Source organism: Streptomyces sp. NPDC002088, assembly GCF_040296605.1.
Classification (GTDB): domain Bacteria; phylum Actinomycetota; class Actinomycetes; order Streptomycetales; family Streptomycetaceae; genus Streptomyces.
Genome location: NZ_JBEOXO010000011.1, coordinates 174,068 through 198,846, shown reverse-complemented (window position 1 = coordinate 198,846; position 24,779 = coordinate 174,068). Strand labels below are relative to the sequence as shown.

The following is a 24,779-nucleotide window of genomic DNA, read 5'->3' as shown; positions in this document are numbered from 1 at the left end:
GGTACGGCGTCGGGGGTCCCCTCCGGCGCCGTACACGCGCATGCGTGTGCGACTTTCGTGGCGTAACGTCCCGATATGACCAACCCTGCGCCGCCGCGCAAGTCCCCCGACCAGCCCTGGCGCACCGAGGGCACCCCGGAGGAACCGCCGAAACCGCCCCCCGGCGGCAAGAAGATACGCGGCGGCTGGTGGAACCTGGTCCTCACCGCCCTGGTCGTGTACCTGATTGCCAACCTGGTGCTGTCCTTCTTCAACGAGGGCAACGAGCCGACGATCTCGTACACGCAGTTCAGCAAGCAGGTCGACGCGGGCAACGTCAGCAAGATCTACGCCAAGGGCGACGCCATCCAGGGACAGCTCAAGAAGGAGCAGGACAATCCCGAAGGCGGCGGCAAGTACACCAAGTTCAACACCCAGCGGCCGTCCTTCGCGGACGACCAGCTCTGGCAGAACCTGACCAGGCACGACGTCACCGTCACGGCGGAGCCGGTCGTCCAGCACCGCAGTTTTCTCGCCAATCTGCTGATCTCGCTGGCGCCGATGCTGCTCCTGGTGGTGCTGTGGATCTTCATCGCGCGGCGGATGCGCGGAGCGATGGGCGGCGCGGGCGGCATGCTCGGCCGCAAGGCGCCGCCCAAGCCGGTCGAGCTGGAGCCGGGGCAGCCGCGCACGACCTTCGAGGACGTGGCGGGCATCGACGAGGTCGAGGGCGAACTCAACGACGTCGTCGACTTCCTGAAGAACCCGGACGCCTACCGGCGGATGGGCGCCAAGATGCCCCGGGGCGTGCTGCTCACCGGCCCGCCCGGCACCGGAAAGACACTGCTCGCGCGCGCGGTGGCGGGCGAGGCGGGCGTGCCCTTCTTCTCGGCGTCCGCCTCCGAGTTCATCGAGATGATCGTGGGCGTCGGCGCCTCGCGCGTGCGGGAGCTGTTCGCCGAGGCCCGCAAGGTCGCCCCGTCGATCATCTTCATCGACGAGATCGACACCATCGGCCGGGCGCGCGGCGGCGGCGCCGGCATGGGCGGCCACGACGAGCGCGAGCAGACGCTGAACCAGATCCTGACCGAGATGGACGGCTTCTCCGGTTCGGAGGGCGTCATCGTCATCGCGGCGACGAACCGCGCCGACGTCCTCGACCCCGCCCTGACGCGTCCCGGCCGCTTCGACCGGGTGGTCCAGGTCTCACCGCCGGACCGGGGCGGCCGGGAGGCCATCCTCGAGATCCACACCCGGGAGATCCCGCTCGCGAGGGACGTCGACCTGGCCCAGGTCGCTCGCACCACGCCGGGCATGACCGGCGCCGAGCTGGCCAACCTCGCCAACGAGGCGGCGCTGCTGGCGGTGAAGCGTCAGCAGGACAAGGTCACGCAGACGGACCTCTCCGAGGCCCTGGAGAAGGTCCAGCTGGGCGCCGAGCGGCCGCTGGTGATGCCCGAGGAGGAACGGCGCAGGACGGCCTATCACGAGAGCGGGCACGCCCTGCTGGGCATGCTGCAACCCGGTGCCGACCCCGTCCGCAAGATCACCATCGTCCCGCGCGGGCGGGCACTCGGCGTGACGCTCTCGACGCCGGAGGTGGACCGGTACGCGTACACCGAGGAGTACCTGCGCGGCCGGATCATCGGCGCGCTCGGCGGCATGGCGGCCGAGCAGGTGGTCTACGGCGTGGTCACGACCGGTGCCGAGAACGACCTGGAGCAGGTCACCAACATCGCGCGCGGGATGGTGGCCCGCTGGGGCATGAGCGACCGCGTGGGCCGCCTCTCGGCCCTGCCGAACGACGCTCAGCAGGCGTACGGCCTCGCCGCCGCCCCGCAGACCCTGGACGTGATCGACGACGAGATGCGGCGCATCGTCGACGAGTGCTATGAGGAGGCCTGCCACAAGCTGCGCGACCATCGCGGCCAACTGGACGCGCTGGCGCAGGCGCTGCTGGAGAACGAGACGCTGGAGGAGGCCGACGCGTACCGGATCGCGGGCATCCTGCGGCTGACGAAGGGCGACTCCTAGAGGCTCCTGGAGGGACGACTCCTGGAAGGGTGACTTCTAGCGGGTGCGGGCGATCAAGTACCGGAACACGTTCGGCATCCAGATCGTCCCGTCCTCGCGCCGGTACGGATGCAGCGCCTCCGTCAGCTCCTTGTCGACCTGCGCCTGGTCGGTGGCGGTGATGGCCGCGTCGAACAGCCCCGTCGACAGCAGTCCGCGCACCGCGCTGTCCATGTCGGCGTACCCGAAGGGGCACGCCACGCGTCCCGAGCCGTCCGGCTTGAGGCCGGCACGCTGGGCGACCTCCTCCAGGTCGTCGCGAAGGGCCGGGCGCCAACTTCCCGTGCCGTGCAGTGGATCCGCCAGCTTGGCGGCCACTCGCAGCACGGACGACGTGGCGCAGCGTTCCGGCGGACCCCAGCCGGCCAGCACCACGGGCACCCCCTGCCCGGCGAACGGCGTCGCCGCGGCGAGCAGCCCACCGAGCTCCTCCGAGTCGCCCGCGAGGCACCCGATGGGCTCGAAGGCGGTCACCAGGTTGTACGCGGGCGTTCCCGCGTCGGCGGTGTCCTCGGGTGAGCCGTCGATGAGCCGGACGTCCGCACACGCGCGCGTGTCCCACGCCGCCGGCAGCAGCCGCTGTCGCGCGAGGGCCAGTCGTTCGGGGGAGGAGGGTTCGACACCGGTGACCGAGGCGCCTCTGGAGACAGCCATCAGCAGGGCCAGCCCGGAACCGCAGCCGAGGCCGAGCAGCCGCGTGGCCGGACCCACTTCCAGCCGCTCGTAAGCGGCCTCGTAGAGCGGAACCAGCATCCGTTCCTGGATCTCGGACCAGTCACGCGCGCGTGCACACAGGTCCACACGGGGCGCCGGCCCCGTGTGAGGCAGGTGCTGCCGCACGAGCGTAGGTGTCATAAGAACGCTCCCCAATCCGCCGAGAGTTGTCGCTGTGCCCGAATCCGTGCCCCCGTGACCCCGTGACGTGCGCTCGTGCTCCCCCCCGTATGCCAGGAAACTCCCGGCTCGCGGTGTCGTCCAGGGGTTGCGGACCCCGGCTTGGGGGGTTGCCGACGCGTGTGGCGAGAATTCACGCCCCCGCAACGTGGGCCCGTACCATCTCGCCATGGCAAAGGCACCCGTAGTGACGCCCAGGGCGGACGACTTTCCGCGCTGGTACCAGGATCTGATCGCCAAGGCCGAGCTGGCCGACAACGGTCCGGTGCGCGGCACCATGGTGATCCGACCGTACGGGTACGGGCTGTGGGAGCGGATGCAGGCCGAGATGGACGCCCGCATCAAGGAGACGGGCACCCAGAACGCGTACTTCCCGCTGCTGATCCCGCAGTCGTACCTCACCAAGGAGGCCGACCACGTCGAGGGCTTCGCGCCTGAACTCGCTGTGGTTACGCACGGCGGCGGCAAGGAACTGGAGGAGCCCGCGGTCGTCCGCCCCACCTCCGAGATGATCATCAACGACTACTTCTCGAAGTGGGTGCAGAGCTACCGCGACCTGCCCCTGCTGATCAACCAGTGGGCGAACGTGGTGCGCTGGGAGCTGCGGCCTCGCCTCTTCCTGCGGACGTCGGAGTTCCTCTGGCAGGAGGGCCACACGGCGCACGCGACGTACGAGGAGGCGCGCGACTTCGCCGCCCACATCCACCGCAAGGTCTACGAGGACTTCATGGTGAACGTCCTCGCCATGGACGTCGTCCCCGGCCGCAAGACCGTCAAGGAGCGGTTCGCGGGTGCCGTCAACACCCTCACGCTCGAAGGCATGATGGGTGACGGCAAGGCCCTGCAGATGGCAACCAGCCACGAACTGGGCCAGAACTTCGCCAAGGCCTTCAACACCCGGTACCTGTCGAAGGACGGCCGGCAGGAGCTGGTCTGGCAGACCTCCTGGGGCTCGACCACCCGCATGATCGGCGCCCTGGTGATGATGCACGGCGACGACAACGGCCTCCGGGTGCCGCCGCGCCTGGCGCAGATCCAGGCCGTCGTGCTGGCGATCAAGGGCGACGAGGCGGTTCTGGCCAAGGCCCGCGAGGTCGGCGATCAGTTGCGGGCGGCCGGGATCCGGGTCCAGGTCGACGACCGTACGGACACCCCGTTCGGCCGCCGCGCCGTCGACTGGGAACTCAAGGGCGTACCCGTCCGCATCGAGATCGGCCCCCGTGACCTGGAGAGCGGCACCGCGATGCTGGCCCGTCGCATCCCCGGCGGCAAGGAGCCGGTGGCGATCGACACCCTTGCCGACGTCCTCCCCAAGGTCCTCGAAGAGGACCAGGCGCTGCTGCTGCGCCAGTCCCGCGAGCGCCGTGAGTCGCGTACCTCCGAGGTGTCGACGGTCGAGGAGGCCGTCGAGGTCGCGACCGCCGGCGGCTGGGCGCGCATCCCGTGGTCGACCCTTGGTGAGGAAGGCGAGACCAGGCTGGCCGACCACGCCGTGACCGTACGGTGTCTGGTCGCCGAGGACGGGTCGGTGCCGGACGACGGCGACGCACCCGGTAACGTCGCGATCGTCGCGCGCGCTTACTGAAGCAGCGCCCTCCGGCACGAGAGCGACCGAAACGCCTCTTGCGCATCTGCGGATCACACATGTTGCGGCGCGTGGACATCGTCTACGCGCCGGGGCGTACGTCAGGCTACGCACCACCTTGGTACGAGCTGTGAGGCTTCTCCGCAGATCAGCGCACCCGCCCTCGTCAGGACGCATCAGCGGCAACTGACGGGTACGTGCAAATTATTTGAGATGGCCCGGAATCGGAACACAGGGGCACTCCGGCTCGTTGTGATTACGTGAGCACGACACAGACACCACCTGTTCTCGCCGCAGAGCTGGCAGAGGCGTGGGCCGACATTCAGCGGTACCACCCCGAGCTGCCCGACCTTGCCGCGCCAGAGTCCCTGATCGGGGAGTCGTCGTCCGCGTGCGGGCACGAACTCTCCTTCGAGCGACTGCTCCACGAAGCAGTCCACGGCATCGCCGCCGCTCGCGGCGTCCGCGACACCTCCCGTGCCGGCCGCTACCACAACCGCAGATTCCTTGCGATCGCCGAGGAACTGGGCCTGGACCACCCCGAGGAGCCGCACCCCAGCAGCGGCTTCTCGCTGGTCACGCTCAGCTCCGAGGCCAAGCGGCGCTACCGCCCGACCATGGAGCGCCTCCAGCGCGCCCTGAAGGCGCACACGGCGGCCACGTCCGCCGACACGACCCGGGCCTTCCGCGGCCCGGCCGCCCGCCACGGCTCCTCCGGCGGTGGGGTGCGCGTGAAGGCGGTCTGCGACTGCGGCCGCAACGTACGGGTCGTCCCGTCGGTACTGGCCCAGGCGCCGATCGTGTGCGGGGGGTGCGGGAAGCCCTTCCGGATCCCCGAGATCGTGGGCGCGGCGGCAAGCTGAGGACGCGGCTGCTCGTGGCAGCCGCGTCCAGGCGACGCGGGTCGGGCACCCGACGTACGGTCAGGCCGGCGCCGGGTGCCCTTCAGGCGTGCCCGGGCGCCCCTCGGCCGGAACCGCCCCCCAGGGTGTGGCAGAATGGCTAGCTGTACTCGACAGCCGCACAGGACCCCTCTCTCCTCCGGCTGACGCGTCCATCGGGCACTCGGGTACCGCAACCCCACGCGGCCATCTCGCCGTGCCCAACCACGTCAAGACCAGGAGACACCACTTCCGTGGCAGTCAAGATCAAGCTGAAGCGTCTGGGCAAGATCCGTGCGCCTCACTACCGCATCGTCGTCGCCGACTCCCGTACCCGCCGTGACGGCCGGGCCATCGAGGAGATCGGCAAGTACCACCCGACCTACCACCCGTCGGTCATCGAGGTGGACGCCGACCGCGTGGCGTACTGGCTCGGCGTCGGCGCCCAGCCGACCGAGCCCGTGCTCGCCATCCTGAAGAAGACCGGCGACTGGCAGAAGTTCAAGGGCGAGCCCGCCCCGGCTCCGCTGCTCGTGGCCGAGCCGAAGGCCGCGCGCCCGCTGTTCGACGCCCTCGGTGGCGACGACGAGGGCAAGGGTGAGGCCATCACCCAGAAGAAGAAGGCTGAGAAGAAGGACGAGGCTTCGGCCGAGTCCGAGTCGACCGAGGCCTGAGCATGCTCGAGGAGGCTCTCGAGCACCTCGTGAAGGGCATCGTCGACAACCCTGACGATGTGCAGGTCGCCTCGCGCAACCTGCGTCGCGGGCGTGTGCTCGAGGTCCGGGTCCACCCGGACGACCTCGGCAAGGTGATCGGCCGCAACGGCCGCACCGCACGCGCCCTGCGCACCGTCGTGGGCGCCATCGGCGGTCGTGGTGTCCGCGTCGACCTCGTCGACGTGGACCAAGTCCGCTGACGCATTCGCAGCACCGGCTCGGGCCGGGGAGGGCCACTGGGCCGTCCCCGGCCCGACGTCGTATCGGCCGACGCCGCACGGCCCGTCGTATGAGTCGTATGAGTCGTCTGACAGGAGATCAAGCACAGTGCAGCTGGTAGTCGCACGGATCGGCCGCGCCCACGGCATCAAGGGCGAGGTCACCGTCGAGGTACGTACCGACGAGCCGGAACTGCGGCTCGCACCCGGCGCCGTCCTGGCCACCGACCCGGCCTCGGCCGGCCCGCTGACCATCGAGACGGGCCGCGTCCACAGCGGTCGTCTTCTGCTGCGCTTCGAAGGCGTACGCGACCGGAACGCCGCCGAGGCACTCCGTAACATCCTGTTGATCGCCGAGGTCGACCCCGAGGAGTCGCCCGAGGACGAGGACGAGTACTACGACCATCAACTGATGGACCTGGACGTGGTGACGACGGACGGCACCGAGATCGGTCGGATCACCGAGATCTCGCACCTCCCCTCGCAGGACCTCTTCATCGTGGAGCGCCCCGACGGCAGCGAGGTCCTCATCCCCTTCGTCGAGGAGATCGTCACCGAGATCGACCTCGAGGAACAGCGGGCCGTCATCGATCCGCCGCCCGGTCTGATCGACGACCGCGCCGAGATCGCCTCCTCCCAGGACTCCGCGGGGGACGACAGCGCATGAGGCTCGACGTCGTCACGATCTTCCCGGAGTACCTCGATCCGCTGAACGTCTCGCTCGTCGGCAAGGCACGCGCGCGTGGACAGCTGAATGTGCACGTGCATGAGCTGCGTGGCTGGACGTACGACCGCCACAACACGGTCGACGACACGCCGTACGGCGGCGGCCCCGGGATGGTCATGAAGACCGACCCCTGGGGCGACGCCCTCGACTCCGTCCTCGCCGACGGCTACGAGACGGGCGCCCAGGCGCCCGCGCTCATCGTGCCCACGCCCAGCGGCCGACCCTTCACCCAGGAACTCGCCGTCGAGCTCTCCGAGCGCCCCTGGTTGATCTTCACGCCGGCCCGCTACGAGGGCATCGACCGCCGTGTCATCGACGAGTACGCCACCCGGATCCCGGTCTACGAGGTGTCCATCGGCGACTACGTCCTGGCCGGCGGCGAGGCGGCCGTCCTGGTCATCACGGAAGCCGTGGCACGGCTGCTGCCCGGCGTGCTCGGCAACGCCGAGTCCCACCGGGACGACTCCTTCGCGCCCGGGGCCATGGCCAACCTCCTGGAGGGGCCCGTCTACACCAAGCCCCCCGAGTGGCGCGGCCGCGGGATCCCGGAGGTACTGCTCAGCGGGCACCACGGCAAGATCGCCCGCTGGCGGCGGGACGAGGCCCTGAAGCGTACGACGGCCAACCGGCCCGACCTCATCGAGCGCTGCGACCCCAAGGCCTTCGACAAGAAGGACCGCGAGATGCTGTCCATCCTGGGCTGGGCACCGGATCCGGCGGGAGAGCCGTACGGCCGATTTTGGCGCAGGCCTCAGGGCGTGGAAGAATAGGCCGCTGTTGTGCGTCGTCCGACCTGCGCCCCTGCCACAGGGGGACACGACGCTCGTCCCGACCCGCACGACTCTCATCCAGAACACCTAGCTTCCGTTGATGACCTGTGGCATCACCGAAGAAAGCAGACGAAATGTCTCACCTGCTCGACACCGTCGACTCCGCGTCGCTGCGCAGCGACGTCCCGGCCTTCCGTCCGGGTGACACCGTCAACGTCCACGTGCGCGTCATCGAGGGCAACCGCTCCCGTGTGCAGCAGTTCAAGGGCGTTGTGATCCGCCGCCAGGGCGCCGGTGTCCGCGAGACCTTCACGGTCCGCAAGGTCTCCTTCTCCGTCGGCGTCGAGCGCACCTTCCCGGTGCACACCCCGATCGTCGAGAAGATCGAGCTCGTCACCCGCGGTGACGTGCGTCGCGCCAAGCTTTACTACCTGCGCGACCTGCGCGGCAAGGCCGCGAAGATCAAGGAGAAGCGCGACAACTGATCGCGTATTGCTGGTCGTGAGCCGTAGGCGAGCGAGCCAGTAAGAAGGTGCCAAAGCGGGGCCGGATAACATCTGGCCCCGATGGACACCGAAGCACAGCCGACGGAGCGCGACCGCTCCTCCCGCCCTTCCGGATCCGAGGAGATCCCGGACACAGAGGGGCCGGAGGACCGGTCGCGTTTTGCGTTGGTGTCGCGGATCACCCAGTGGCTGCCCGGCGGACGGATCTCTCTGACCTTGCTGATCTGCCTGCTGTTTTTGCTGATCCTCAACACTTTCGTGGTGCAACCGTTCCAGATTCCCAGCGGATCCATGGAAAACGGGTTGAGGATCGGGGACCGCGTTCTCGTAAATAAGTTGGCGTACCGTTTCGGTGCCCGGCCGCAGCGCGGCGACGTCGTCGTGTTCGACGGCACCGGGTACTTCGGGGACGCCGACTACGTCAAACGCGTTGTGGGTGTGGGGGGAGACCATGTGGTCTGCTGCGACAAGGAGGGGAGGATCCAGGTGAACGGCAGGTCGGTCGACGAGTCGACGTTCCTGTACCCCGGCGACAGCCCGTCCACGGTGTCCTTCGACGTGGACGTGCCCGACGGCACCCTGTTCGTCCTGGGCGACCATCGCAGTGATTCCAGCGACTCCCGCGACCATCTGGGTTCGCCCGGCGGCGGCATGATCCCCGTGGGCGACGTGATCGGTCGCGCCGACTGGATCGTCTGGCCGGCCGGCCACCTCACCCGCCTGCAGCGCCCCGGCGCGTACGCGCGTGTGCCCGTCGCCGAAGCCCGGAGTGCCTCGGAGACGAACGAGCCGGAAAAAGCGGCGGGCGCGCATGGGTAACCGCGGCAAACCACGCGGTGTCCCGGGCAGCGCCGCCGACAACCTCCTGCCCACCGGCGCCCGGCGCGCCGCCGGCCCGGCAGGTGGTCGCAGCCGGGCCGAGCGGCGCAAGCTCCAGCGCAAGGTGAAGCGGCGCCGCAGGCGCGGCGCGGTCAAGGAGATACCCCTCCTCGTCGGCGTCGCGGTCCTCATAGCGCTGGTCCTGAAGACCTTCCTCGTCCAGGCGTTCGTGATCCCGTCGGGCTCCATGGAGCAGACGATCCGCATCGGCGACCGCGTGCTGGTCGACAAGTTCACCCCGTGGTTCGGCTCCAAGCCGCAGCGCGGGGACGTCGTGGTGTTCAAGGATCCCGGAGGCTGGCTGAAGGGCGAGACGACCACGACGAAGAAGGACGATCCCGTGGTCGTCAAGCAGGTCAAGGAGGCGCTCACCTTCATCGGCCTGCTCCCGTCCGACAACGAGAAGGACCTCATCAAGCGGGTCGTCGGCGTCGGCGGGGACCATGTCAAGTGCTGTGACACGCAGGGGCGGGTGACCGTCAACGGCGTACCCCTCAGCGAGGCGGACTACCTGTATCCCGGGAACGCCCCGTCGAGTACGGAGTTCGACATCGTCGTCCCCAAGGGGCGGCTCTGGGTGATGGGCGACCACCGGGGCAACTCCGCGGACTCCCGTTCGCACCAGAACACCGACTACGGCGGCACGGTCTCCGAGGACGAGGTGGTGGGCCGCGCCATGGTCATCGCATGGCCGCTGGGCCACTGGAGCAGTCTCAAGGAACCGCAAACCTTCTCTTCCGTGTCCGACTCGGCTTCCGGGACGGCCGCAGCTCCCCAGCTGTCGCATAGGGTTGCTCCAGACGATCCGAACGGAACGATCCAACTCCCGACCCCTGCGGAACTCCCGCTCGTTATGGGAGTGGTGGGCCTGCGCCGTCTATGGGGCAGGCAGCGGCACAGAGTGAGGAGTTGGCGTGGGGGATGTGGCGGTTGGCGCACGGTCCGGACACGACGGCGAGGAGCACCGCGGACGCCCCGTGGAAGCCGCCGTCCCGGCCGCGGACGGCGCCGTGACCTCCGGGAGTGACGCCGGAGCGACCGACGACGGCAAGGCGACGGACGAGCAGAGCCGGACCGAGGACCAGGGATCGGGCGGCTCCGCGCCCGGGCCGCGCAAGCCGCGCTCCTTCTGGAAGGAGCTGCCGATCCTGATCGGCATCGCGCTGGTGCTCGCGCTGCTGATCAAGACGTTCCTGGTGCAGGCGTTCTCGATTCCCTCCGACTCGATGCAGAACACCCTCCAGCAGGGTGACCGCGTCCTGGTGGACAAGTTCACCCCCTGGTTCGGCTCGGAGCCCGAGCGTGGTGAGGTGGTCGTCTTCCACGACCCCGACAACTGGCTGGCCGGTGAGCCCACGGCCAACCCGAACGCCCTGCAGACGTTCCTCAGCTGGATCGGCCTGATGCCGTCCGCGGAGGAGAAGGACCTCATCAAGCGCGTCATCGGCGTCGGCGGCGACACCGTGGAGTGCAACGGCACGGGCCCGTTGAAGGTCAACGGCAAGGCACTCGACGACAAGTCGTTCGTGTACGCCGGCAACACGCCGTGCACGGTCGACGACCAGGGCGGCCAGTTCAAGGTGAAGGTGCCCAAGGGTTACATCTGGGTCATGGGCGACCACCGGCAGAACTCGCGCGACTCGCGCTACAACCAGAACGACAAGAACCACGGCATGGTCCCCGTGGACAAGGTCGTCGGCCGTGCCATCGTCAAGGCCTGGCCGATCAACCGCTGGGGAACGCTCCCCGTCCCGGACACCTTCGACCAGACGGGCATCAACGACCGGTCCTCTGCCGCCACCTCCCTGACGGTCGCCCCGCAGGGGATCGCCCTCGTCGGTGTGGTGCCGCTCGCGGTGTGGCGCCGCAGGCGGGCCGCGCAGGCCGCGTCCGAGGGCCGCTGAGGCACTGGCGTCCCGCCGCCAGGTGAAGCCGCCGTGGAGCTTGTGACCTTGGTCGCGGAGGAAGGGCTGCCCCGGTTCGGTACCGCCGGGTAGGGTGCGGGTCCATGGGTGGCGAGAGCACTACGCGTACGGCCCCGCGCAGCGGTGGCACCAGCAGGGGCCCGGTGGGCAGCCGGACCGGACAGCGTGTGTCCGGCCTGGCCGTCGCGCTGGGCCTCGTGCTGTTTCTGGCGGGATTCGGCTGGGCCGCGGTGATCTACCGGCCGTACACCGTGCCCACCAGTTCGATGACCCCGACCATCGACCCCGGTGACCGGGTGCTGGCGCAGAACGTCGACGGTAGTGAGGTACGCCGGGGCGATGTCGTCGTCTTCCGTGACAGCACCTGGGCCGACAACGCCCCCGTGGTCAAGCGTGTGGTCGCGGTCGGCGGAGACAAGGTCTCCTGCTGCACGAACGGCAAGCTGACCGTCAACGGCAAGCAGATCGAGGAACCGTATCTGCCCAAGGGCAGCCTGGCCGAGATCACGGACTTCCCGACCGTGACGGTCCCGAAGGGACGCCTCTTCCTGCTCGGTGACGAGCGCCAGGGCTCCCTGGACTCCACCGCCCATCTCACGGACGCGGCCAGCGGCACCGTCTCGAGAAACGCCGTGACCGCCCGTGTCGACGCCGTCATCTGGCCCATGGAGGGCATGCTGAAGCGCCCCACGGGCTTCGAGGCGCTCGGCAGCCTCTCCGAGCCGGGACCGTTCCCTACGATCGGCGTCCTGATCGTCGTCGGCGGCGCGCTCGTCCTCGTCGGCGCTGCGTACGGCCCCGTGGCCAAGCGAATGGGCGGCCGCGCGCGCGCCCGGACGGAGCCCGCGGGTGCCCGCTGAGACGAGGGACGCGGGCGAGCAGCCGTACGGGGATCCCGCCGTGGATTCCTCCGCGGACTCCTACCAAGGTGGGCTGCGCAAGGTCGCCCGGGTGGTGCTGCTCGACCCGGAGGACCGCATCCTGTTGCTGCACGGCCATGAGCCGGACGATCCGGCCGACGACTGGTGGTTCACGCCCGGCGGCGGCCTGGAGGGCGACGAGACCCGTGAACAGGCCGCTCTGCGGGAACTCGCCGAGGAGACGGGCATCACCGAGGTCGAGCTCGGCCCGGTGCTGTGGCGGCGGATGTGCTCCTTCCCGTTCGCGGGCCGCCGCTGGGACCAGGACGAGTGGTACTTCCTGGCCCGTACGACCCAGACGGCGATCGAGGCCGCGGGGCTCACCGAGCTGGAGCGGCGCAGTGTCGCCGGAGCGCGTTGGTGGACGTGTCGGGAACTGAGCCAGGCACATGAGACGGTGTATCCGACCAGACTCGCCGGGCTGCTGCGCAGGGTGCTCGACGAGGGTCCCCCGGCCAGGCCCGAGATCCTTGACACGGAAATCGTCTAGGTGCTCCCGGGACTGGCGCACAATGGTGGGATCGCACGGCTGAAGGGGAACATGCCATGAGCGCCGAGGACCTCGAGAAGTACGAGACCGAGATGGAGCTGAAGCTCTACCGGGAGTACCGCGATGTCGTCGGTCTGTTCAAATACGTGATCGAGACCGAGCGGCGCTTCTACCTGACCAACGACTACGAGATGCAGGTGCACTCGGTCCAGGGTGAGGTGTTCTTCGAGGTGTCCATGGCGGACGCCTGGGTCTGGGACATGTACCGGCCGGCGCGCTTCGTGAAGCAGGTCCGCGTCCTGACGTTCAAGGACGTGAACATCGAGGAGCTGAACAAGAGCGATCTCGAGCTTCCGGGCGGATGACGGTCCCCCTCGGGGTGACGAAGATATCCACAACTGCTGAGTAATCAACCAAGATCCACTTCGCTGGGTCGGATGCGTGACGGTTGGCGCCGGAGGTGGTGCCGACATGAACACGCAGCAGGCACGCAGCGCGCTCGGCAAGTACGGCGAGGGACTGGCCGCCCGGCGGCTGGCCGAGGCCGGAATGACGGTCCTGGAGCGCAACTGGCGCTGTGGCAGGACCGGTGAGATCGACATCGTGGCCCGGGACGGCGACGTCCTGGTGGTCTGCGAGGTCAAGACCCGCAGGGCAGGGCCCTTCCAGCATCCCCTGGAGGCGGTCACGCCGGCCAAGGCGCAGCGCCTGCGCGGCCTGGCGGAACGGTGGACGCAGGAGCACGGGGGAGCACCTCCCGGCGGTGTCCGCATCGACGTGGTCGCCGTGCTGCTGCCGCGCCGTGGCGCACCCGCGGTCGAGCACGTGCGGGGGGTGGCCTGAGATGGGGTTCGCGCGTACGTGCTCCGTGGCGCTGGTTGGCGTCGAGGGCGTGGTGGTGGAGGTCCAGGCCGATCTCGAACCGGGGGTCGCGACGTTCACACTGGTGGGGCTGCCGGACAAGAGCCTGACGGAGAGCCGTGACCGGGTGCGGGCAGCGGTGGTGAACTCGGGTGGCGAGTGGCCGCAGAAGAAGCTGACGGTCGGGCTGAGCCCGGCGTCCGTGCCCAAGGCCGGCTCTGGTTTCGATCTTGCCGTCGCCTGTGCGGTGCTGGGTGCCGCCGAGCGCATCGACCCCCGCGTGCTCACCGACATCGTGATGATCGGCGAGCTGGGCCTCGACGGACGGGTGCGGCCCGTACGGGGCATCCTGCCGGCGGTGCTGGCCGCGGCGGACGCCGGATACGAGCAGGTGGTCGTGCCGGAGTGCGCCGCAGCCGAGGCCTCGCTCGTCCCCGGCGTGTCGGTGCTCGGTGTCCGCAGCCTGCGGCAGCTGATCGCCTTCCTGACCGACGAACCGGTGCCCGACGAGGAACCCGACGCGCTGGGGCGCCCGGACCCGCTCCTGGCCGGACTGCGCGTGCCCGGGACGGGCGCGGCCACGGGCATGCACAGCCTCGGCGCCGCCCAGCACGACCAGGGACACGATCTCGCCGACGTCGTGGGCCAGATCTCGGCGCGCACCGCGGTGGAGGTGGCCGGGGCGGGCGGGCACCACCTGTTCCTGGAAGGTCCGCCCGGCGCCGGCAAGACCATGCTCGCGGAGCGGCTGCCCAGCGTCCTGCCCCGGCTGGTGCGGGAGGAGTCGCTGGAGGTCACGGCGGTGCACTCGGTGGCCGGGCTGCTGCCACCGGGCAAGCCCCTGATCGACGCGGCGCCCTACTGCGCGCCGCACCACTCGGCCACCATGCAGGCACTCGTCGGCGGCGGCCCCGGCGTCGCGCGGCCCGGCGCCGTCTCGCTCGCCCATCGTGGAGTGCTCTTTCTCGACGAGACGCCCGAGTTCAGCAGCCAGGTTCTCGACGCCCTGCGCCAGCCCCTGGAGGCGGGGCATGTCGTCATCGCCCGCAGCGCGGGTGTGGTGCGGTTCCCGGCGAGGTTCCTGATGGTGCTCGCGGCCAATCCGTGTCCCTGCGGACGCTTCTCGCAGCGGGACGCGCTGTGCGATTGCCCGCCCTCGGCCATTCGGCGCTACCAGGCCCGGATCTCGGGTCCGCTGCTCGACCGGGTCGATCTCCGGGTCGAGGTAGATCCGGTCGGCCGGGCCGAGCTCACGCGGCGCGGAGCGGCGGGCGAGTCCACGGCGACGGTCGCCGAGCGGGTGCGGGCGGCACGCGAGCGGGCGGCGGCGAGGTTCGCGGGAACGCCCTGGCGGACCAACAGCGACGTGCCCGGGCGCGAGCTGCGCAACCGCTGGCATGCGGTGAGCGGTGCGATGGACGAGGCCGAGCGGAGTCTGGAGCGAGGTGTGCTCACGGCCCGCGGACTCGACCGTGTCCTGCGTGTCGCCTGGACCGTCGCGGACCTCGTCGGCCACGACCGGCCCGACGCGACGGACGTCGCGCTCGCGCTGCAACTGCGCACCGGTGTCCCGCGCGGTGTGCCGATGGCCATCGGAGCCCTGACGTGAGCGGCGGCGAGGCTCCCGACGGCGACCTGCTCGCCCGCGTCTTCCTCACCCGGGTCATCGAGCCCGGGGACGAGATCGGTGGGCGGTGGGTGCGGGAGCTCGGGGCGCGGGAGGTGGCGCGGCGGCTGCGGGACGGCGGGGCCGCGCTGCCCGGGGCGAGCGCGCAACGGTGGGCCGGGCTGCGGGCGCGGGCCGGGCGGGCCGAGCCCGCGCGGGACCTGGCCGTCGCACGGGAGGCCGGTGTGCGGTTCGTGGGACCCGGGGAGGCCGAGTGGCCGGGGCAGCTCGACGACCTGGGCGATGCCCGGCCCCTCGGGCTGTGGGTAAGAGGACGGCCCAGCCTGCGGGTGTGGGCGCTGCGCTCGGTCGCCCTGGTGGGCGCACGGGCCTGCACCCAGTACGGCGCCCACATGGCGGCCGCGCTCGCCGCCGGACTCGCCGAGCGCGGCTGGGTGGTGGTCTCCGGCGGTGCCTACGGCATCGACGGGGCCGCCCACCGGGGCGCCCTCGGCGCCGGCGGGGCGACGGTCGCCGTCCTCGCCTGCGGAGTCGACCAGCCCTACCCGCGCGGACACACCGAGTTGATCACCAGGATCGCGGAACAGGGACTGGTGATCGGGGAATTGCCGCCCGGTGATCACCCGACGCCGAGCCGGTTCGTCCTGCGCAACCGGGTGATCGCCGCGCTGACCAGGGGAACCGTGGTCGTCGAGGCGGCGTATCGCAGCGGCTCGCTGGTCACGGCGCGGGCGGCGCAACGGCTGGGCCGGCACACCATGGCGGTACCGGGACCGGCCACCAGCGGGCTCTCCGCGGGCGCGCACGAGCTCCTGCGCGGCGACGCCGTACTGGTCACGGACGCCGCGGAAATCGTCGAGCTGATCGGCGACATGGGGGAGCTGGCGCCGGACCGGCGCGGCCCGGTGCTCCCCCGCGACCTGCTGGAACCTGGCGCCCGGCGGGTGCTGGCCGCGCTGCCGGCACGCCGCGCCGCGGCCGCGGACGAGGTCGCGCGCGGCGCGCAGACGACCGAGGACGACGCGATCGCGAGACTGTACGAACTGCGAGCACTTGGCTACGTCGAACGACACGGCGACGGCTGGAAGTTGACACGCGAGTCGGTGACCTCCGTCCGGGGTGGTCGCAGCCCGTGCTGACCGAGCGTGTTCGGCCGTCCGGGGGAACCCCGAAGTCCTTGGGATTCCCCGCAGTTGACCTCCAGCGGCAGTCACGCAGGGCGACCGCCGTGCTCCGACGGAGCGTCCAGAGGAACGTATCTCCGCACGGCTCGAGCCTCGCTCTTCGCGCACCGCGACGCTCCAGTCACGCTACGCTCACGAGGATCCCGACATGGACCACCAACTTGGCACGAGATCCGACAGCTCACCCAGTCACTCCTGGTTCACGTACTTCACGGCAGAACGACACAAGGCGACGAATGCCCCAGCACACCTCCGGGTCCGACCGGGCGGCGATCCCCCCAGCCGCCCGCGACGGTGGCAGCGTGCGGCCGCCCGCTCCCTCGACGCTCGACGAGCTGTGGCGGTCCTACAAGGCGACGGGGGACGAACGGCTGCGGGAGCAGCTGATCCTGCACTACTCGCCGCTGGTCAAGTACGTGGCGGGACGGGTGAGCGTCGGGCTGCCGCCCAACGTGGAGCAGGCGGACTTCGTGTCGTCGGGAGTGTTCGGGCTGATCGACGCGATCGAGAAGTTCGACGTCGACCGGGAGATCAAGTTCGAGACGTACGCGATCACGCGGATCCGGGGCGCGATGATCGACGAGCTGCGGGCGCTGGACTGGATTCCGCGGTCGGTACGGCAGAAGGCGCGCAACGTGGAGCGGGCCTACGCGACGCTGGAGGCCAGGCTGCGGCGGACACCGACGGAGGGTGAGGTGGCCGCCGAGCTGGGGATCGCGGTGGACGAACTCCACGCGGTGTTCAGCCAGTTGTCGCTGGCGAACGTGGTGGCCCTGGAGGAACTGCTGCACGTCGGCGGCGAGGGCGGCGACCGGCTGAGCCTCATGGACACGCTGGAGGACACCGCCGCCGACAATCCCGTGGAAGTGGCCGAGGACCGGGAGCTGCGGCGGTTCCTGGCGCGGGCGATCAACACCCTGCCCGACCGGGAGAAGACCGTCGTCACGCTGTACTACTACGAGGGCCTCACGCTCGCCGAGATCGGGAACGTGCTCGGGGTGACCGAGAGCCGGGTCAGTCAGATCCACACCAAATCCGTGCTCCAGCTGCGCGCGAAACTGGCGGGCTTCGGTCGGTGACCTGGCCGGATGAGGGCGCGTCGACGGGAGTCGTTCCCGCCGCGGGTGGTGTGTCCGTAAAGTGATTGACGTGCCAAGGATTCGAGCGGCCTCCGTGGCCGAGCACCGGTCGATGCAGCGAGCCGCCCTGCTGGACGCGGCGCGATCCCTGCTGTCCGAGGGCGGGACGGAGGCGCTGACCTTTCCCGCCCTCGCCGAGCGGACAGGGCTCGCGCGCTCGTCCGTCTACGAGTACTTCCGGTCGCGGGCGGCCGTGGTCGAGGAGCTGTGCGAGGTCGACTTCCCGGTCTGGGCGGCGGAGGTGTCGGCGGCGATGGCCGCGGCCGACGGGCCCGAGGCCAAGGTCGAGGCGTATGTGCGGCAGCAGCTCGCGCTGGTCGGGGACCGGCGGCACCGGGCCGTGGTGGCGATTTCCGCGAGTGAGCTCGATGCCGGGGCCCGGGAGAAGATCCGGGCCGCGCACGGTGGACTCGTGGCGATGATCGTCGAGGCGTTGGGGGAGATGGGGCATGCGGAGCCGCGGTTGGCGGCGATGCTGCTTCAGGGGGTTGTCGACGCGGCCGTGCGGCGGATCGAGTTGGGAGCGGCGGAAGATCCGTCCGCGATTACTGATGCGGCAGTGGGGATGGTGCTGCGGGGGGTTCGCGGCTGAGGCCGGTCGGTCTGCTGAGGGGTGGGGCGCGCAGCCCGGTGCTTGCGGGGTGCCTCCCCCGCTCCCGGCTCCGCACGAGCGAGGGTCTCCCATCGCCCCCCCTGCCGCACCGGCACGCATGCCCGCAGGTCAACGGGGCAGCGGCACGCCCAGCACCGGCAGCAGCCTCGACGGGCCCCTGTGCAACAGCCACGGGGGTAGCAGGGACAGGGGATTCAGATAGGTCTCCTTTCTCAGCAGGCCCCAGTGCAGGCACGTGACCGTGCAGTGCCCGCCCGTTGCCTCCACCGTGCCGACCACGTCTCCCGGCTCCAACTCGTCGCCCTTCTCCACGGACGGCCGTACCGGCTCGTAGGTCGTCCGTAGGGGTGGATCGCCCGTTCCTGCCAGTTCCACCGAGACGACACCCTGTCCGGCGACCCGGCCGGAGAAGGTCACCCGGCCGGCCGCCACCGCCCGTACGGGTGTTCCTGCTGGGGCCGCCAGGTCGACGCCGCGGTGGCCGGGGCCGTAGAGCGTCGCCGGTGGCTCCCAGCCTCGTAGGACCATGGGGTGCGAGCCCACCGGCCAGGCGTGGGCGATGGCGGGCACGGGGTCCGACGGTGGGGGCGGGGCGTCCGCGCGGGCCGGCGGGGGCAGGACGGCAAGGGTCAGGGCCGGCAGAAACGCCCATCGCTTCGTTCGCATCCGAGACATCCGAGACATGCGAGAACCGTCCCGCAGACCGGCCGGTCAGGGGCCGGACCTGTGGACTACTCGCCGGTTGTGGACAGCGGGGTCAGCCGCTGCCTCGCCGGTCCCGTACACTTCTTCTGGCGATCCGGGTCACCGGGTCGACTTCGCACGCCCCGATATGGCGGCCGGCAACGGTCCCTGTCAGCGCCCCTCGGTCCTTTGTGGCACGGCGCGGTGCGGGCGTCAGGCGTGGATGCCGTCCGGTATCCACGGCACAACCGAGAAACTCAAGGAGAACGGCCATGGCCGTCGTCACGATGCGGGAGCTGCTGGAAAGCGGCGTCCACTTCGGTCACCAGACCCGTCGCTGGAACCCGAAGATGAAGCGCTTCATCTTCACCGAGCGCAACGGCATCTACATCATCGACCTGCTCCAGTCGCTGTCGTACATCGACCGCGCCTACGAGTTCGTCAAGGAGACCGTCGCCCACGGCGGCACGGTCATGTTCGTCGGCACGAAGAAGCAGGCGCAGGAGGCCATCGCCGAGCAGGCCACCCGCGTCGGCATGCCCTTCGTCAACCAGCGCTGGCTGGGCGGCATGCTCACCAACTTCTCGACCGTCTACAAGCGTCTGCAGCGCCTCAAGGAGCTCGAGCAGATCGACTTCGAGGACGTCGCCGCTTCCGGTCTGACCAAGAAGGAGCTTCTCGTGCTCTCGCGCGAGAAGGCCAAGCTGGAGAAGACCCTCGGTGGTATCCGCGAGATGCAGAAGGTGCCCAGCGCCGTCTGGATCGTGGACACCAAGAAGGAGCACATCGCGGTCGGCGAGGCCCGGAAGCTCAACATCCCGGTCGTCGCCATCCTCGACACCAACTGTGACCCCGACGAGGTCGACTACAAGATCCCGGGCAACGACGACGCGATCCGCTCCGTCACCCTGCTCACCCGTGTGATCGCCGACGCCGTCGCCGAGGGCCTCATCGCCCGTTCCGGCGTGGCCACGGAGGGCAAGGGCGAGAAGGGCGCGGGCGAGCCGCTCGCCGCGTGGGAGCGCGACCTGCTCGAGGGCGAGAAGAAGGCCGACGAGGCCGAGGCCCCTGCTGCTGAGGCCCCTGCTGCTGAGGCCCCCGCCGCCGAGGCGCCGGCCGCCGAGGCTCCGGTCGAGACCCCCGCCGAGGCCCCGGCCGCGGACGCCGAGCAGGCCTGACCCCTCACACCCCTTCGGGTCATGGACGGCGGGGGCCCACAAAGCCCCCGCCGTTCGGCCCGTAGATCTTCAGACTTCGAGAGAGATTCCAGGAATCATGGCGAACTACACCGCCGCCGACGTCAAGAAGCTCCGTGAGCTCACCGGCGCCGGCATGATGGACTGCAAGAAGGCGCTGGACGAGGCCGAGGGCAACGTCGACAAGGCCGTCGAGGCGCTCCGCATCAAGGGCCAGAAGGGCGTCGCCAAGCGCGAGGGCCGCTCCGCCGAGAACGGCGCCGTGGTCTCGATCATCGCCGACGACAACTCCTCCGGCGTCCTCGTCGAGCTGAAGTGCGAGACGGACTTCGTCGCCAAGGGTGAAAAGTTCCAGGCCGTGGCCGCCGCCATCGCCGAGCACGTCGCCAAGACCTCCCCGGCCGACATCGAGGCGCTGCTCGCCTCCGAGATCGAGCCCGGCAAGACCGTCCAGGCGTTCGTGGACGAGGCCAACGCGAACCTGGGCGAGAAGATCGTCCTGGACCGCTTCGCGCAGTTCGCCGACGGCTACGTGGCGGCGTACATGCACCGCACGATGCCCGACCTGCCCCCGCAGATCGGTGTCCTCGTCGAGCTGGACAAGCCGAACGCCGAGATCGCCCGCGGTGTCGCCCAGCACATCGCCGCCTTCGCGCCGAAGTACCTCGCCCAGGAGGACGTCCCGGCCGAGGTCGTCGAGTCCGAGCGCCGCATCGCCGAGGAGACCACCCGCGCCGAGGGCAAGCCCGAGGCCGCGATCGCCAAGATCGTCGAGGGTCGCCTCAACGGCTTCTTCAAGGACGCCACGCTGCTCGGCCAGCCGTACGCGCTCGACAACAAGAAGTCGGTCCAGAAGGTTCTGGACGAGGCGGGTGTCGCCCTGAAGCGCTTCACGCGCATCAAGGTCGGCATCTGAGTCCGTACAGCGATCGGCGCGCGATTCCTGGCGTAATTTCGCTAGGGTCGACAGCAGTCGTCCGCGTACGGCGTCGTCACGCACGCGCGTGACGCACGACAGCAGATCTGACGAGGAGGCCATTGCCGCGCACGGGTTGCGAACGACACCCCACCGGCAATGGCCTTCTTCGTATGTGCACCACGTGAAAGAGGCGGGATCTCCATGACCACCAAGGCCCAGACGAGCGACGACGGCAAAGTAGGCGGCCGGTTTCTGCTGAAGCTGTCCGGAGAGGCTTTCGCCGGTGGCGGGGGCCTGGGTGTGGACCCCGACGTGGTGCACAAGATCGCCCGTGAGATCGCGGCCGTCGTCCGCGACGGGGCGCAGATCGCGGTCGTCATCGGCGGCGGCAACTTCTTCCGCGGCGCCGAACTGCAGCTGCGCGGCATGGACCGCGCCCGCTCGGACTACATGGGCATGCTCGGCACGGTGATGAACTGCCTCGCCCTCCAGGACTTCCTGGAGAAGGAGGGCATCGACAGCCGGGTCCAGACCGCCATCACCATGGGCCAGGTCGCCGAGCCGTACATCCCGCTGCGCGCCGTGCGGCACCTGGAGAAGGGCCGTGTGGTCATCTTCGGCGCCGGTATGGGCATGCCGTACTTCTCCACCGACACCACCGCCGCGCAGCGCGCCCTGGAGATCGACGCCGAGGCCCTGCTGATGGGCAAGAACGGCGTGGACGGGGTCTACGACTCCGACCCGAAGACCAACCCGGACGCGGTCAAGTTCGACGCCCTCGGCTACGGCGAGGTCATCACCCGCGAGCTGAAGGTCGCCGACGCCACCGCCGTCACGCTGTGCCGCGACAACAAGCTCCCGATCCTGGTCTTCGAGCTTCTGGCGGAGGGCAATATCGCGCGCGCCGTCAAGGGTGAGAAGATCGGCACGCTCGTGGGTGACCAGGGCAGCCGGGCCTGACCGGAGCACCACCCTGTCCACGGGGACGGCACCTGTCCGGGGGACGGACGGGACAGACCCTGGCCGGGGGATGGACAATGTCCTGCCGGTCGGGAACCGTGCAGGAAGAAGACGCGACGCAGCCGGTGGTCGGCCCCGACAGGGAACCGCAGCCGGGCCTACTCAAGACACGCAGGAGCAAGTGGTGATCGAAGAGACCCTCCTCGAGGCCGAGGAGAAGATGGAGAAGGCCGTCGTGGTCGCCAAGGAGGACTTCGCCGCGATCCGCACCGGCCGTGCGCACCCGGCGATGTTCAACAAGATCGTGGCCGACTACTACGGCGCACTGACGCCGATCAACCAGTTGGCCTCGTTCTCCGTGCCGGAACCGCGCATGGCCGTCGTGACCCCGTTCGACAAGAGCGCGCTGCGCAACATCGAGCAGGCGATCCGCGACTCCGACCTGGGTGTCAACCCGAGCAACGACGGCAACATCATCCGGGTGGTGTTCCCCGAGCTGACCCAGGAGCGCCGCAAGGAGTTCATCAAGGTCGCCAAGACCAAGGGCGAGGACGCCAAGATCTCGATCCGCTCCGTCCGCCGCAAGGCCAAGGAGGCCATCGACAAGGCGATCAAGGACGGCGACATCGGCGAGGACGAGGGCCGCCGTGCGGAGAAGGAGCTCGACGACACCACCGCGAAGTACGTCGCCCAGGTGGACGAACTCCTGAAGCACAAGGAAGCGGAGCTGCTCGAGGTCTGATGAACGACTCTTCCTGGGGAGCGCCGCCACAAGCCGGGTACTGGGGGCCGTCCGATCAGGGGCCTGTCCAGGGGGCTGCCCCGGCGGGTCCCGCGTACGATGCGCCTGAGGCGCAGCACACCCGCCCCATGCCCATCGTGCCCGGCGTACCCGCGTATGGCGGAGACCAGGATGACGACCGGGGGGCCGCTCGGCTGAGCGCCCCCCCGTTCCGAGACGAGACGTTCCGAGACGAGACGTTCCGAGACGAGACGTTCCGAGACGAGACCCCGTCGGCGCAGCCCTATGCGGCGGTGCCGCAGAATCCGGATCCCATGCCCGACGCCCCTCAGCCGGCACCCGCACCGCAGAAGAAGAGCGCGGGCCGTGACCTGAGCGCGGCCATAGGGGTCGGTGTCGGGCTCGGCGCAGTGATCATCGCGTCCCTGTTCGTCGTCAAGGCCGTGTTCGTGGGCGTGGTAGCGGTCGCCGTCGTCGTCGGCCTGTGGGAGCTGACCAGTCGGCTCGAGGAGCGCAAGGGCATCAAGGCGCCCCTCGTTCCGCTGGCGCTCGGCGGTGCGGCGATGGTCGTCGCCGGCTACGTCGGCGGAGCGGACGGCGCGTGGGTCGCCATGGCGCTCACCGCGTTGGCCGTGCTCGTGTGGCGGATGACGGAGCCGCCGGAGGGCTACCTCAAGGACGTCACGGCGGGTGTCTTCGCCGCCTTCTACGTGCCGTTCCTGGCCACGTTCGTGGCGATGATGCTGACGGCGCAGGACGGTGCGTGGCGCGTCCTGACGTTCCTGCTGCTGACGGTGGTCAGTGACACGGGCGCGTACGCCGTCGGCTGGCGCTTCGGCAAGCACAAGCTCGCGCCGCGCATCAGTCCTGGCAAGACGCGTGAGGGGCTGCTCGGAGCGGTGTCGTTCGCCATGGTCGCGGGCGCGCTGTGCATGCAGTTCCTGATCGACGACGGCGAGTGGTGGCAGGGGCTGCTCCTGGGCCTCGCGGTGGCCGCCAGCGCGACGCTCGGCGACCTCGGCGAGTCCATGATCAAGCGGGACCTGGGCATCAAGGACATGGGCACGCTGCTTCCCGGGCACGGCGGCATCATGGACCGGCTGGACTCGCTGCTGCCGACGGCTCCCGTGGTGTGGCTGCTTCTCGTGATCTTCGTGGGGACCGGCTGACGGCTGCCCCCACTGCTTCCCCGCTCTTTCCGCGCATCTTCGGAAACCACCCCTTCCGTACATATGATCGCCACGCCGTGATCTGTGTTGCGGGAGGGGTGGAGCGTTATGTGGGGGCGTAAGCGGGCCAGGCGCGAGCAGGAGGCGCAGGAGGCGGTCGAAGCACTCGCGGAGAGTTTCCGGTCGACCCTGGAGCAGGCCGACCAGGCCCACCAGGCGCTCCTGGAACTGCGGGAGGCGCTGGCGCGGGAGCTGGCGGAGATCGCCGTACTGCTCGGCCACCGGGACGGGCTGCCGGTCGACGCGATCCGGGAGCAGACGGACGCGGCGGCACGCGTCCTCGCGGACGTGGACGGGATGTCGCAGCGGTACGCCGAGACACGCGCGCTGCTCGTCGGCAAGGACGCCACCGACCTCGACGAGGTGATGCCGGCGCTCGAGGAGCTCGTCGAGCAGGCCCAGGAGATGGCGGAGGCCGGGGAGCCGTTCGTCGGCGCCATCGAGTCCGTGCTGGAACTGCGCCGGACGACCGAGCGGCTGCGCGACGACCTGGTCCCGCTCCGCGAGCGGATCCACGCCGCCCTCCGCTCCGCACACGACGAGCTGACCGCGGCCCAGGGTGCCCCCGGCTGGTTCGGCTGGCAGGCGAACCTCGCTGCCCTCGGCGACCACCTGACCGCACTCGACGAGGGCCGCGTCACCCCTACGCCCGAGCGCAAGGTGAGCGATCACTACCGGGAGCTGGAGCGGGAGCTCGCGGTACTGCGCGACGCGATGGCGGCGGGGGCTTGACCGAGGTGCGGTGCTGGCGGGGGCCTGGCTGGGGTGCGGTGGCGGCAGATAGGCCCCCGCCATGGGGAGAGCACGTGTGGGGGAGGACGGCAGGTACCACGGCGACCTGCCGTGCCGGTGGTGCGACACATTGATCGACCAGGCCGGACGGCGCAGGCCGCGCCTCTACTGCCGGCTGTCCCACCGCTGGAAGACCTACGGCACCCGGGTCGTCACGGTGATCGGCGCGATCCTGGACTGATCCCGCACCCGGGCCCCGGATCGCGCGGACCAGGTCACTCGATTGGATCTGCGACGCTGGTACAGCCATGCCTAAGCCCGGCCAAAGTC

At 70.0% G+C, this 24,779-nt stretch carries 28 protein-coding genes; 26 read left to right on the top strand and 2 right to left on the bottom strand.

The genetic code is table 11. From position 1 onward, the window contains the following. Positions 1 to 75: 75 nt before the first annotated feature. The gene (gene ftsH, locus ABT114_RS24475) at positions 76 to 2,013 is read left to right on the top strand and encodes an ATP-dependent zinc metalloprotease FtsH (protein ID WP_351144984.1); all 1,938 of its coding nucleotides are present in this window, start codon (positions 76 to 78) and stop codon (positions 2,011 to 2,013) included. 36 nt (positions 2,014 to 2,049) lie between these two features. On the opposite strand, the gene ABT114_RS24470 is transcribed toward ftsH, so the two are convergent. Beyond that, on the bottom strand, positions 2,050 to 2,907 hold the full coding sequence (locus tag ABT114_RS24470) for an SAM-dependent methyltransferase (protein WP_351144983.1): 858 nt from the start codon (positions 2,905 to 2,907) through the stop codon (positions 2,050 to 2,052). 208 nt (positions 2,908 to 3,115) lie between these two features. Here ABT114_RS24470 and proS point away from each other — a divergent pair, with 208 nt between their 5' ends. The 18 genes from proS to ABT114_RS24380 all read left to right on the top strand — a co-directional run bounded on the left by proS (position 3,116) and on the right by ABT114_RS24380 (position 17,966). Continuing rightward, entirely contained in the window at positions 3,116 to 4,531 is a 1,416-nt protein-coding gene (gene proS, locus ABT114_RS24465) for a proline--tRNA ligase (RefSeq protein WP_351144982.1), read from the top strand. Positions 4,532 to 4,791: 260 nt separating this feature from the next. Continuing rightward, positions 4,792 to 5,394 carry a hypothetical protein gene (locus ABT114_RS24460; RefSeq protein WP_351144981.1) on the top strand — a complete coding sequence of 201 codons (603 nt, stop codon included), beginning with the start codon at positions 4,792 to 4,794 and terminating at the stop codon, positions 5,392 to 5,394. A gap of 272 nt (positions 5,395 to 5,666) precedes the next feature. After that, positions 5,667 to 6,086 carry a 30S ribosomal protein S16 gene (gene rpsP / locus ABT114_RS24455; RefSeq protein WP_351144980.1) on the top strand — a complete coding sequence of 140 codons (420 nt, stop codon included), beginning with the start codon at positions 5,667 to 5,669 and terminating at the stop codon, positions 6,084 to 6,086. Positions 6,087 to 6,088: 2 nt separating this feature from the next. Further along, a complete protein-coding gene (locus tag ABT114_RS24450) occupies positions 6,089 to 6,328 on the top strand; it encodes an RNA-binding protein (protein WP_014176063.1) in 240 nt (79 codons plus the stop codon). Positions 6,329 to 6,455: 127 nt separating this feature from the next. Next, entirely contained in the window at positions 6,456 to 7,013 is a 558-nt protein-coding gene (gene rimM, locus ABT114_RS24445; RefSeq protein ID WP_351144979.1) for a ribosome maturation factor RimM, read from the top strand. Then, a complete protein-coding gene (gene trmD / locus ABT114_RS24440; protein WP_351144978.1) occupies positions 7,010 to 7,843 on the top strand; it encodes a tRNA (guanosine(37)-N1)-methyltransferase TrmD in 834 nt (277 codons plus the stop codon). Before rimM ends, trmD begins: the two co-directional genes overlap by 4 nt. 134 nt (positions 7,844 to 7,977) lie before the next feature. Beyond that, positions 7,978 to 8,328 (top strand): 50S ribosomal protein L19, encoded by a 351-nt coding sequence (rplS, locus tag ABT114_RS24435; RefSeq protein ID WP_351144977.1) that lies wholly within the window; start codon positions 7,978 to 7,980, stop codon positions 8,326 to 8,328. An 81-nt stretch (positions 8,329 to 8,409) separates the two neighbouring features. Next, on the top strand, positions 8,410 to 9,168 hold the full coding sequence (gene lepB / locus ABT114_RS24430; RefSeq protein ID WP_351144975.1) for a signal peptidase I: 759 nt from the start codon (positions 8,410 to 8,412) through the stop codon (positions 9,166 to 9,168). Then, positions 9,161 to 10,255 carry a signal peptidase I gene (gene lepB / locus ABT114_RS24425; RefSeq protein WP_351144974.1) on the top strand — a complete coding sequence of 365 codons (1,095 nt, stop codon included), beginning with the start codon at positions 9,161 to 9,163 and terminating at the stop codon, positions 10,253 to 10,255. The genes lepB (ABT114_RS24430) and lepB (ABT114_RS24425) overlap by 8 nt, the downstream gene beginning before the upstream one ends. Beyond that, positions 10,143 to 11,132: a signal peptidase I gene (gene lepB, locus ABT114_RS24420; RefSeq protein ID WP_351144973.1), complete on the top strand. Its 990-nt coding sequence runs from the start codon at positions 10,143 to 10,145 to the stop codon at positions 11,130 to 11,132. Before lepB (ABT114_RS24425) ends, lepB (ABT114_RS24420) begins: the two co-directional genes overlap by 113 nt. 104 nt (positions 11,133 to 11,236) lie before the next feature. Further along, on the top strand, positions 11,237 to 12,013 hold the full coding sequence (gene lepB / locus ABT114_RS24415) for a signal peptidase I (RefSeq protein WP_351144972.1): 777 nt from the start codon (positions 11,237 to 11,239) through the stop codon (positions 12,011 to 12,013). 40 nt (positions 12,014 to 12,053) lie between these two features. After that, the gene (locus ABT114_RS24410; RefSeq protein ID WP_351145038.1) at positions 12,054 to 12,563 is read left to right on the top strand and encodes an NUDIX hydrolase; all 510 of its coding nucleotides are present in this window, start codon (positions 12,054 to 12,056) and stop codon (positions 12,561 to 12,563) included. Positions 12,564 to 12,619: 56 nt separating this feature from the next. Then, positions 12,620 to 12,928 (top strand): DUF2469 domain-containing protein, encoded by a 309-nt coding sequence (locus tag ABT114_RS24405; RefSeq protein WP_003965949.1) that lies wholly within the window; start codon positions 12,620 to 12,622, stop codon positions 12,926 to 12,928. A gap of 76 nt (positions 12,929 to 13,004) precedes the next feature. After that, entirely contained in the window at positions 13,005 to 13,406 is a 402-nt protein-coding gene (locus ABT114_RS24400) for a YraN family protein (RefSeq protein WP_351144971.1), read from the top strand. Position 13,407: 1 nt separating this feature from the next. Next, positions 13,408 to 15,033 (top strand): YifB family Mg chelatase-like AAA ATPase, encoded by a 1,626-nt coding sequence (locus ABT114_RS24395; RefSeq protein ID WP_351144970.1) that lies wholly within the window; start codon positions 13,408 to 13,410, stop codon positions 15,031 to 15,033. Further along, a complete protein-coding gene (dprA, locus tag ABT114_RS24390; protein WP_351144969.1) occupies positions 15,030 to 16,190 on the top strand; it encodes a DNA-processing protein DprA in 1,161 nt (386 codons plus the stop codon). Before ABT114_RS24395 ends, dprA begins: the two co-directional genes overlap by 4 nt. 281 nt (positions 16,191 to 16,471) lie before the next feature. After that, positions 16,472 to 17,314 (top strand): RNA polymerase sigma factor WhiG, encoded by an 843-nt coding sequence (whiG, locus tag ABT114_RS24385; protein WP_351144968.1) that lies wholly within the window; start codon positions 16,472 to 16,474, stop codon positions 17,312 to 17,314. A gap of 94 nt (positions 17,315 to 17,408) precedes the next feature. Continuing rightward, on the top strand, positions 17,409 to 17,966 hold the full coding sequence (locus ABT114_RS24380) for a TetR/AcrR family transcriptional regulator (protein WP_351145037.1): 558 nt from the start codon (positions 17,409 to 17,411) through the stop codon (positions 17,964 to 17,966). Between the two features lie 129 nt (positions 17,967 to 18,095). Here ABT114_RS24380 and ABT114_RS24375 read toward each other — a convergent pair whose 3' ends face one another. Continuing rightward, positions 18,096 to 18,653: a M23 family metallopeptidase gene (locus ABT114_RS24375; RefSeq protein ID WP_351144967.1), complete on the bottom strand. Its 558-nt coding sequence runs from the start codon at positions 18,651 to 18,653 to the stop codon at positions 18,096 to 18,098. A 290-nt stretch (positions 18,654 to 18,943) separates the two neighbouring features. Here ABT114_RS24375 and rpsB point away from each other — a divergent pair, with 290 nt between their 5' ends. From rpsB to ABT114_RS24340, 7 genes are all read left to right on the top strand, one after another. Continuing rightward, entirely contained in the window at positions 18,944 to 19,849 is a 906-nt protein-coding gene (rpsB, locus tag ABT114_RS24370; RefSeq protein ID WP_351144966.1) for a 30S ribosomal protein S2, read from the top strand. 97 nt (positions 19,850 to 19,946) lie between these two features. Then, positions 19,947 to 20,783, top strand: a complete 837-nt coding sequence (tsf, locus tag ABT114_RS24365; RefSeq protein ID WP_351144965.1) for a translation elongation factor Ts — start codon at positions 19,947 to 19,949, stop codon at positions 20,781 to 20,783. 204 nt (positions 20,784 to 20,987) lie between these two features. Continuing rightward, positions 20,988 to 21,746: a UMP kinase gene (gene pyrH, locus ABT114_RS24360; RefSeq protein ID WP_351144964.1), complete on the top strand. Its 759-nt coding sequence runs from the start codon at positions 20,988 to 20,990 to the stop codon at positions 21,744 to 21,746. Between the two features lie 184 nt (positions 21,747 to 21,930). After that, on the top strand, positions 21,931 to 22,488 hold the full coding sequence (frr, locus tag ABT114_RS24355) for a ribosome recycling factor (RefSeq protein WP_351144963.1): 558 nt from the start codon (positions 21,931 to 21,933) through the stop codon (positions 22,486 to 22,488). Further along, the gene (locus ABT114_RS24350; RefSeq protein WP_351144962.1) at positions 22,488 to 23,657 is read left to right on the top strand and encodes a phosphatidate cytidylyltransferase; all 1,170 of its coding nucleotides are present in this window, start codon (positions 22,488 to 22,490) and stop codon (positions 23,655 to 23,657) included. Before frr ends, ABT114_RS24350 begins: the two co-directional genes overlap by 1 nt. A gap of 108 nt (positions 23,658 to 23,765) precedes the next feature. Continuing rightward, on the top strand, positions 23,766 to 24,449 hold the full coding sequence (locus ABT114_RS24345) for a hypothetical protein (RefSeq protein WP_351144961.1): 684 nt from the start codon (positions 23,766 to 23,768) through the stop codon (positions 24,447 to 24,449). A gap of 61 nt (positions 24,450 to 24,510) precedes the next feature. After that, positions 24,511 to 24,690 carry a hypothetical protein gene (locus ABT114_RS24340; protein ID WP_351144960.1) on the top strand — a complete coding sequence of 60 codons (180 nt, stop codon included), beginning with the start codon at positions 24,511 to 24,513 and terminating at the stop codon, positions 24,688 to 24,690. Positions 24,691 to 24,779 lie beyond the last annotated feature (89 nt).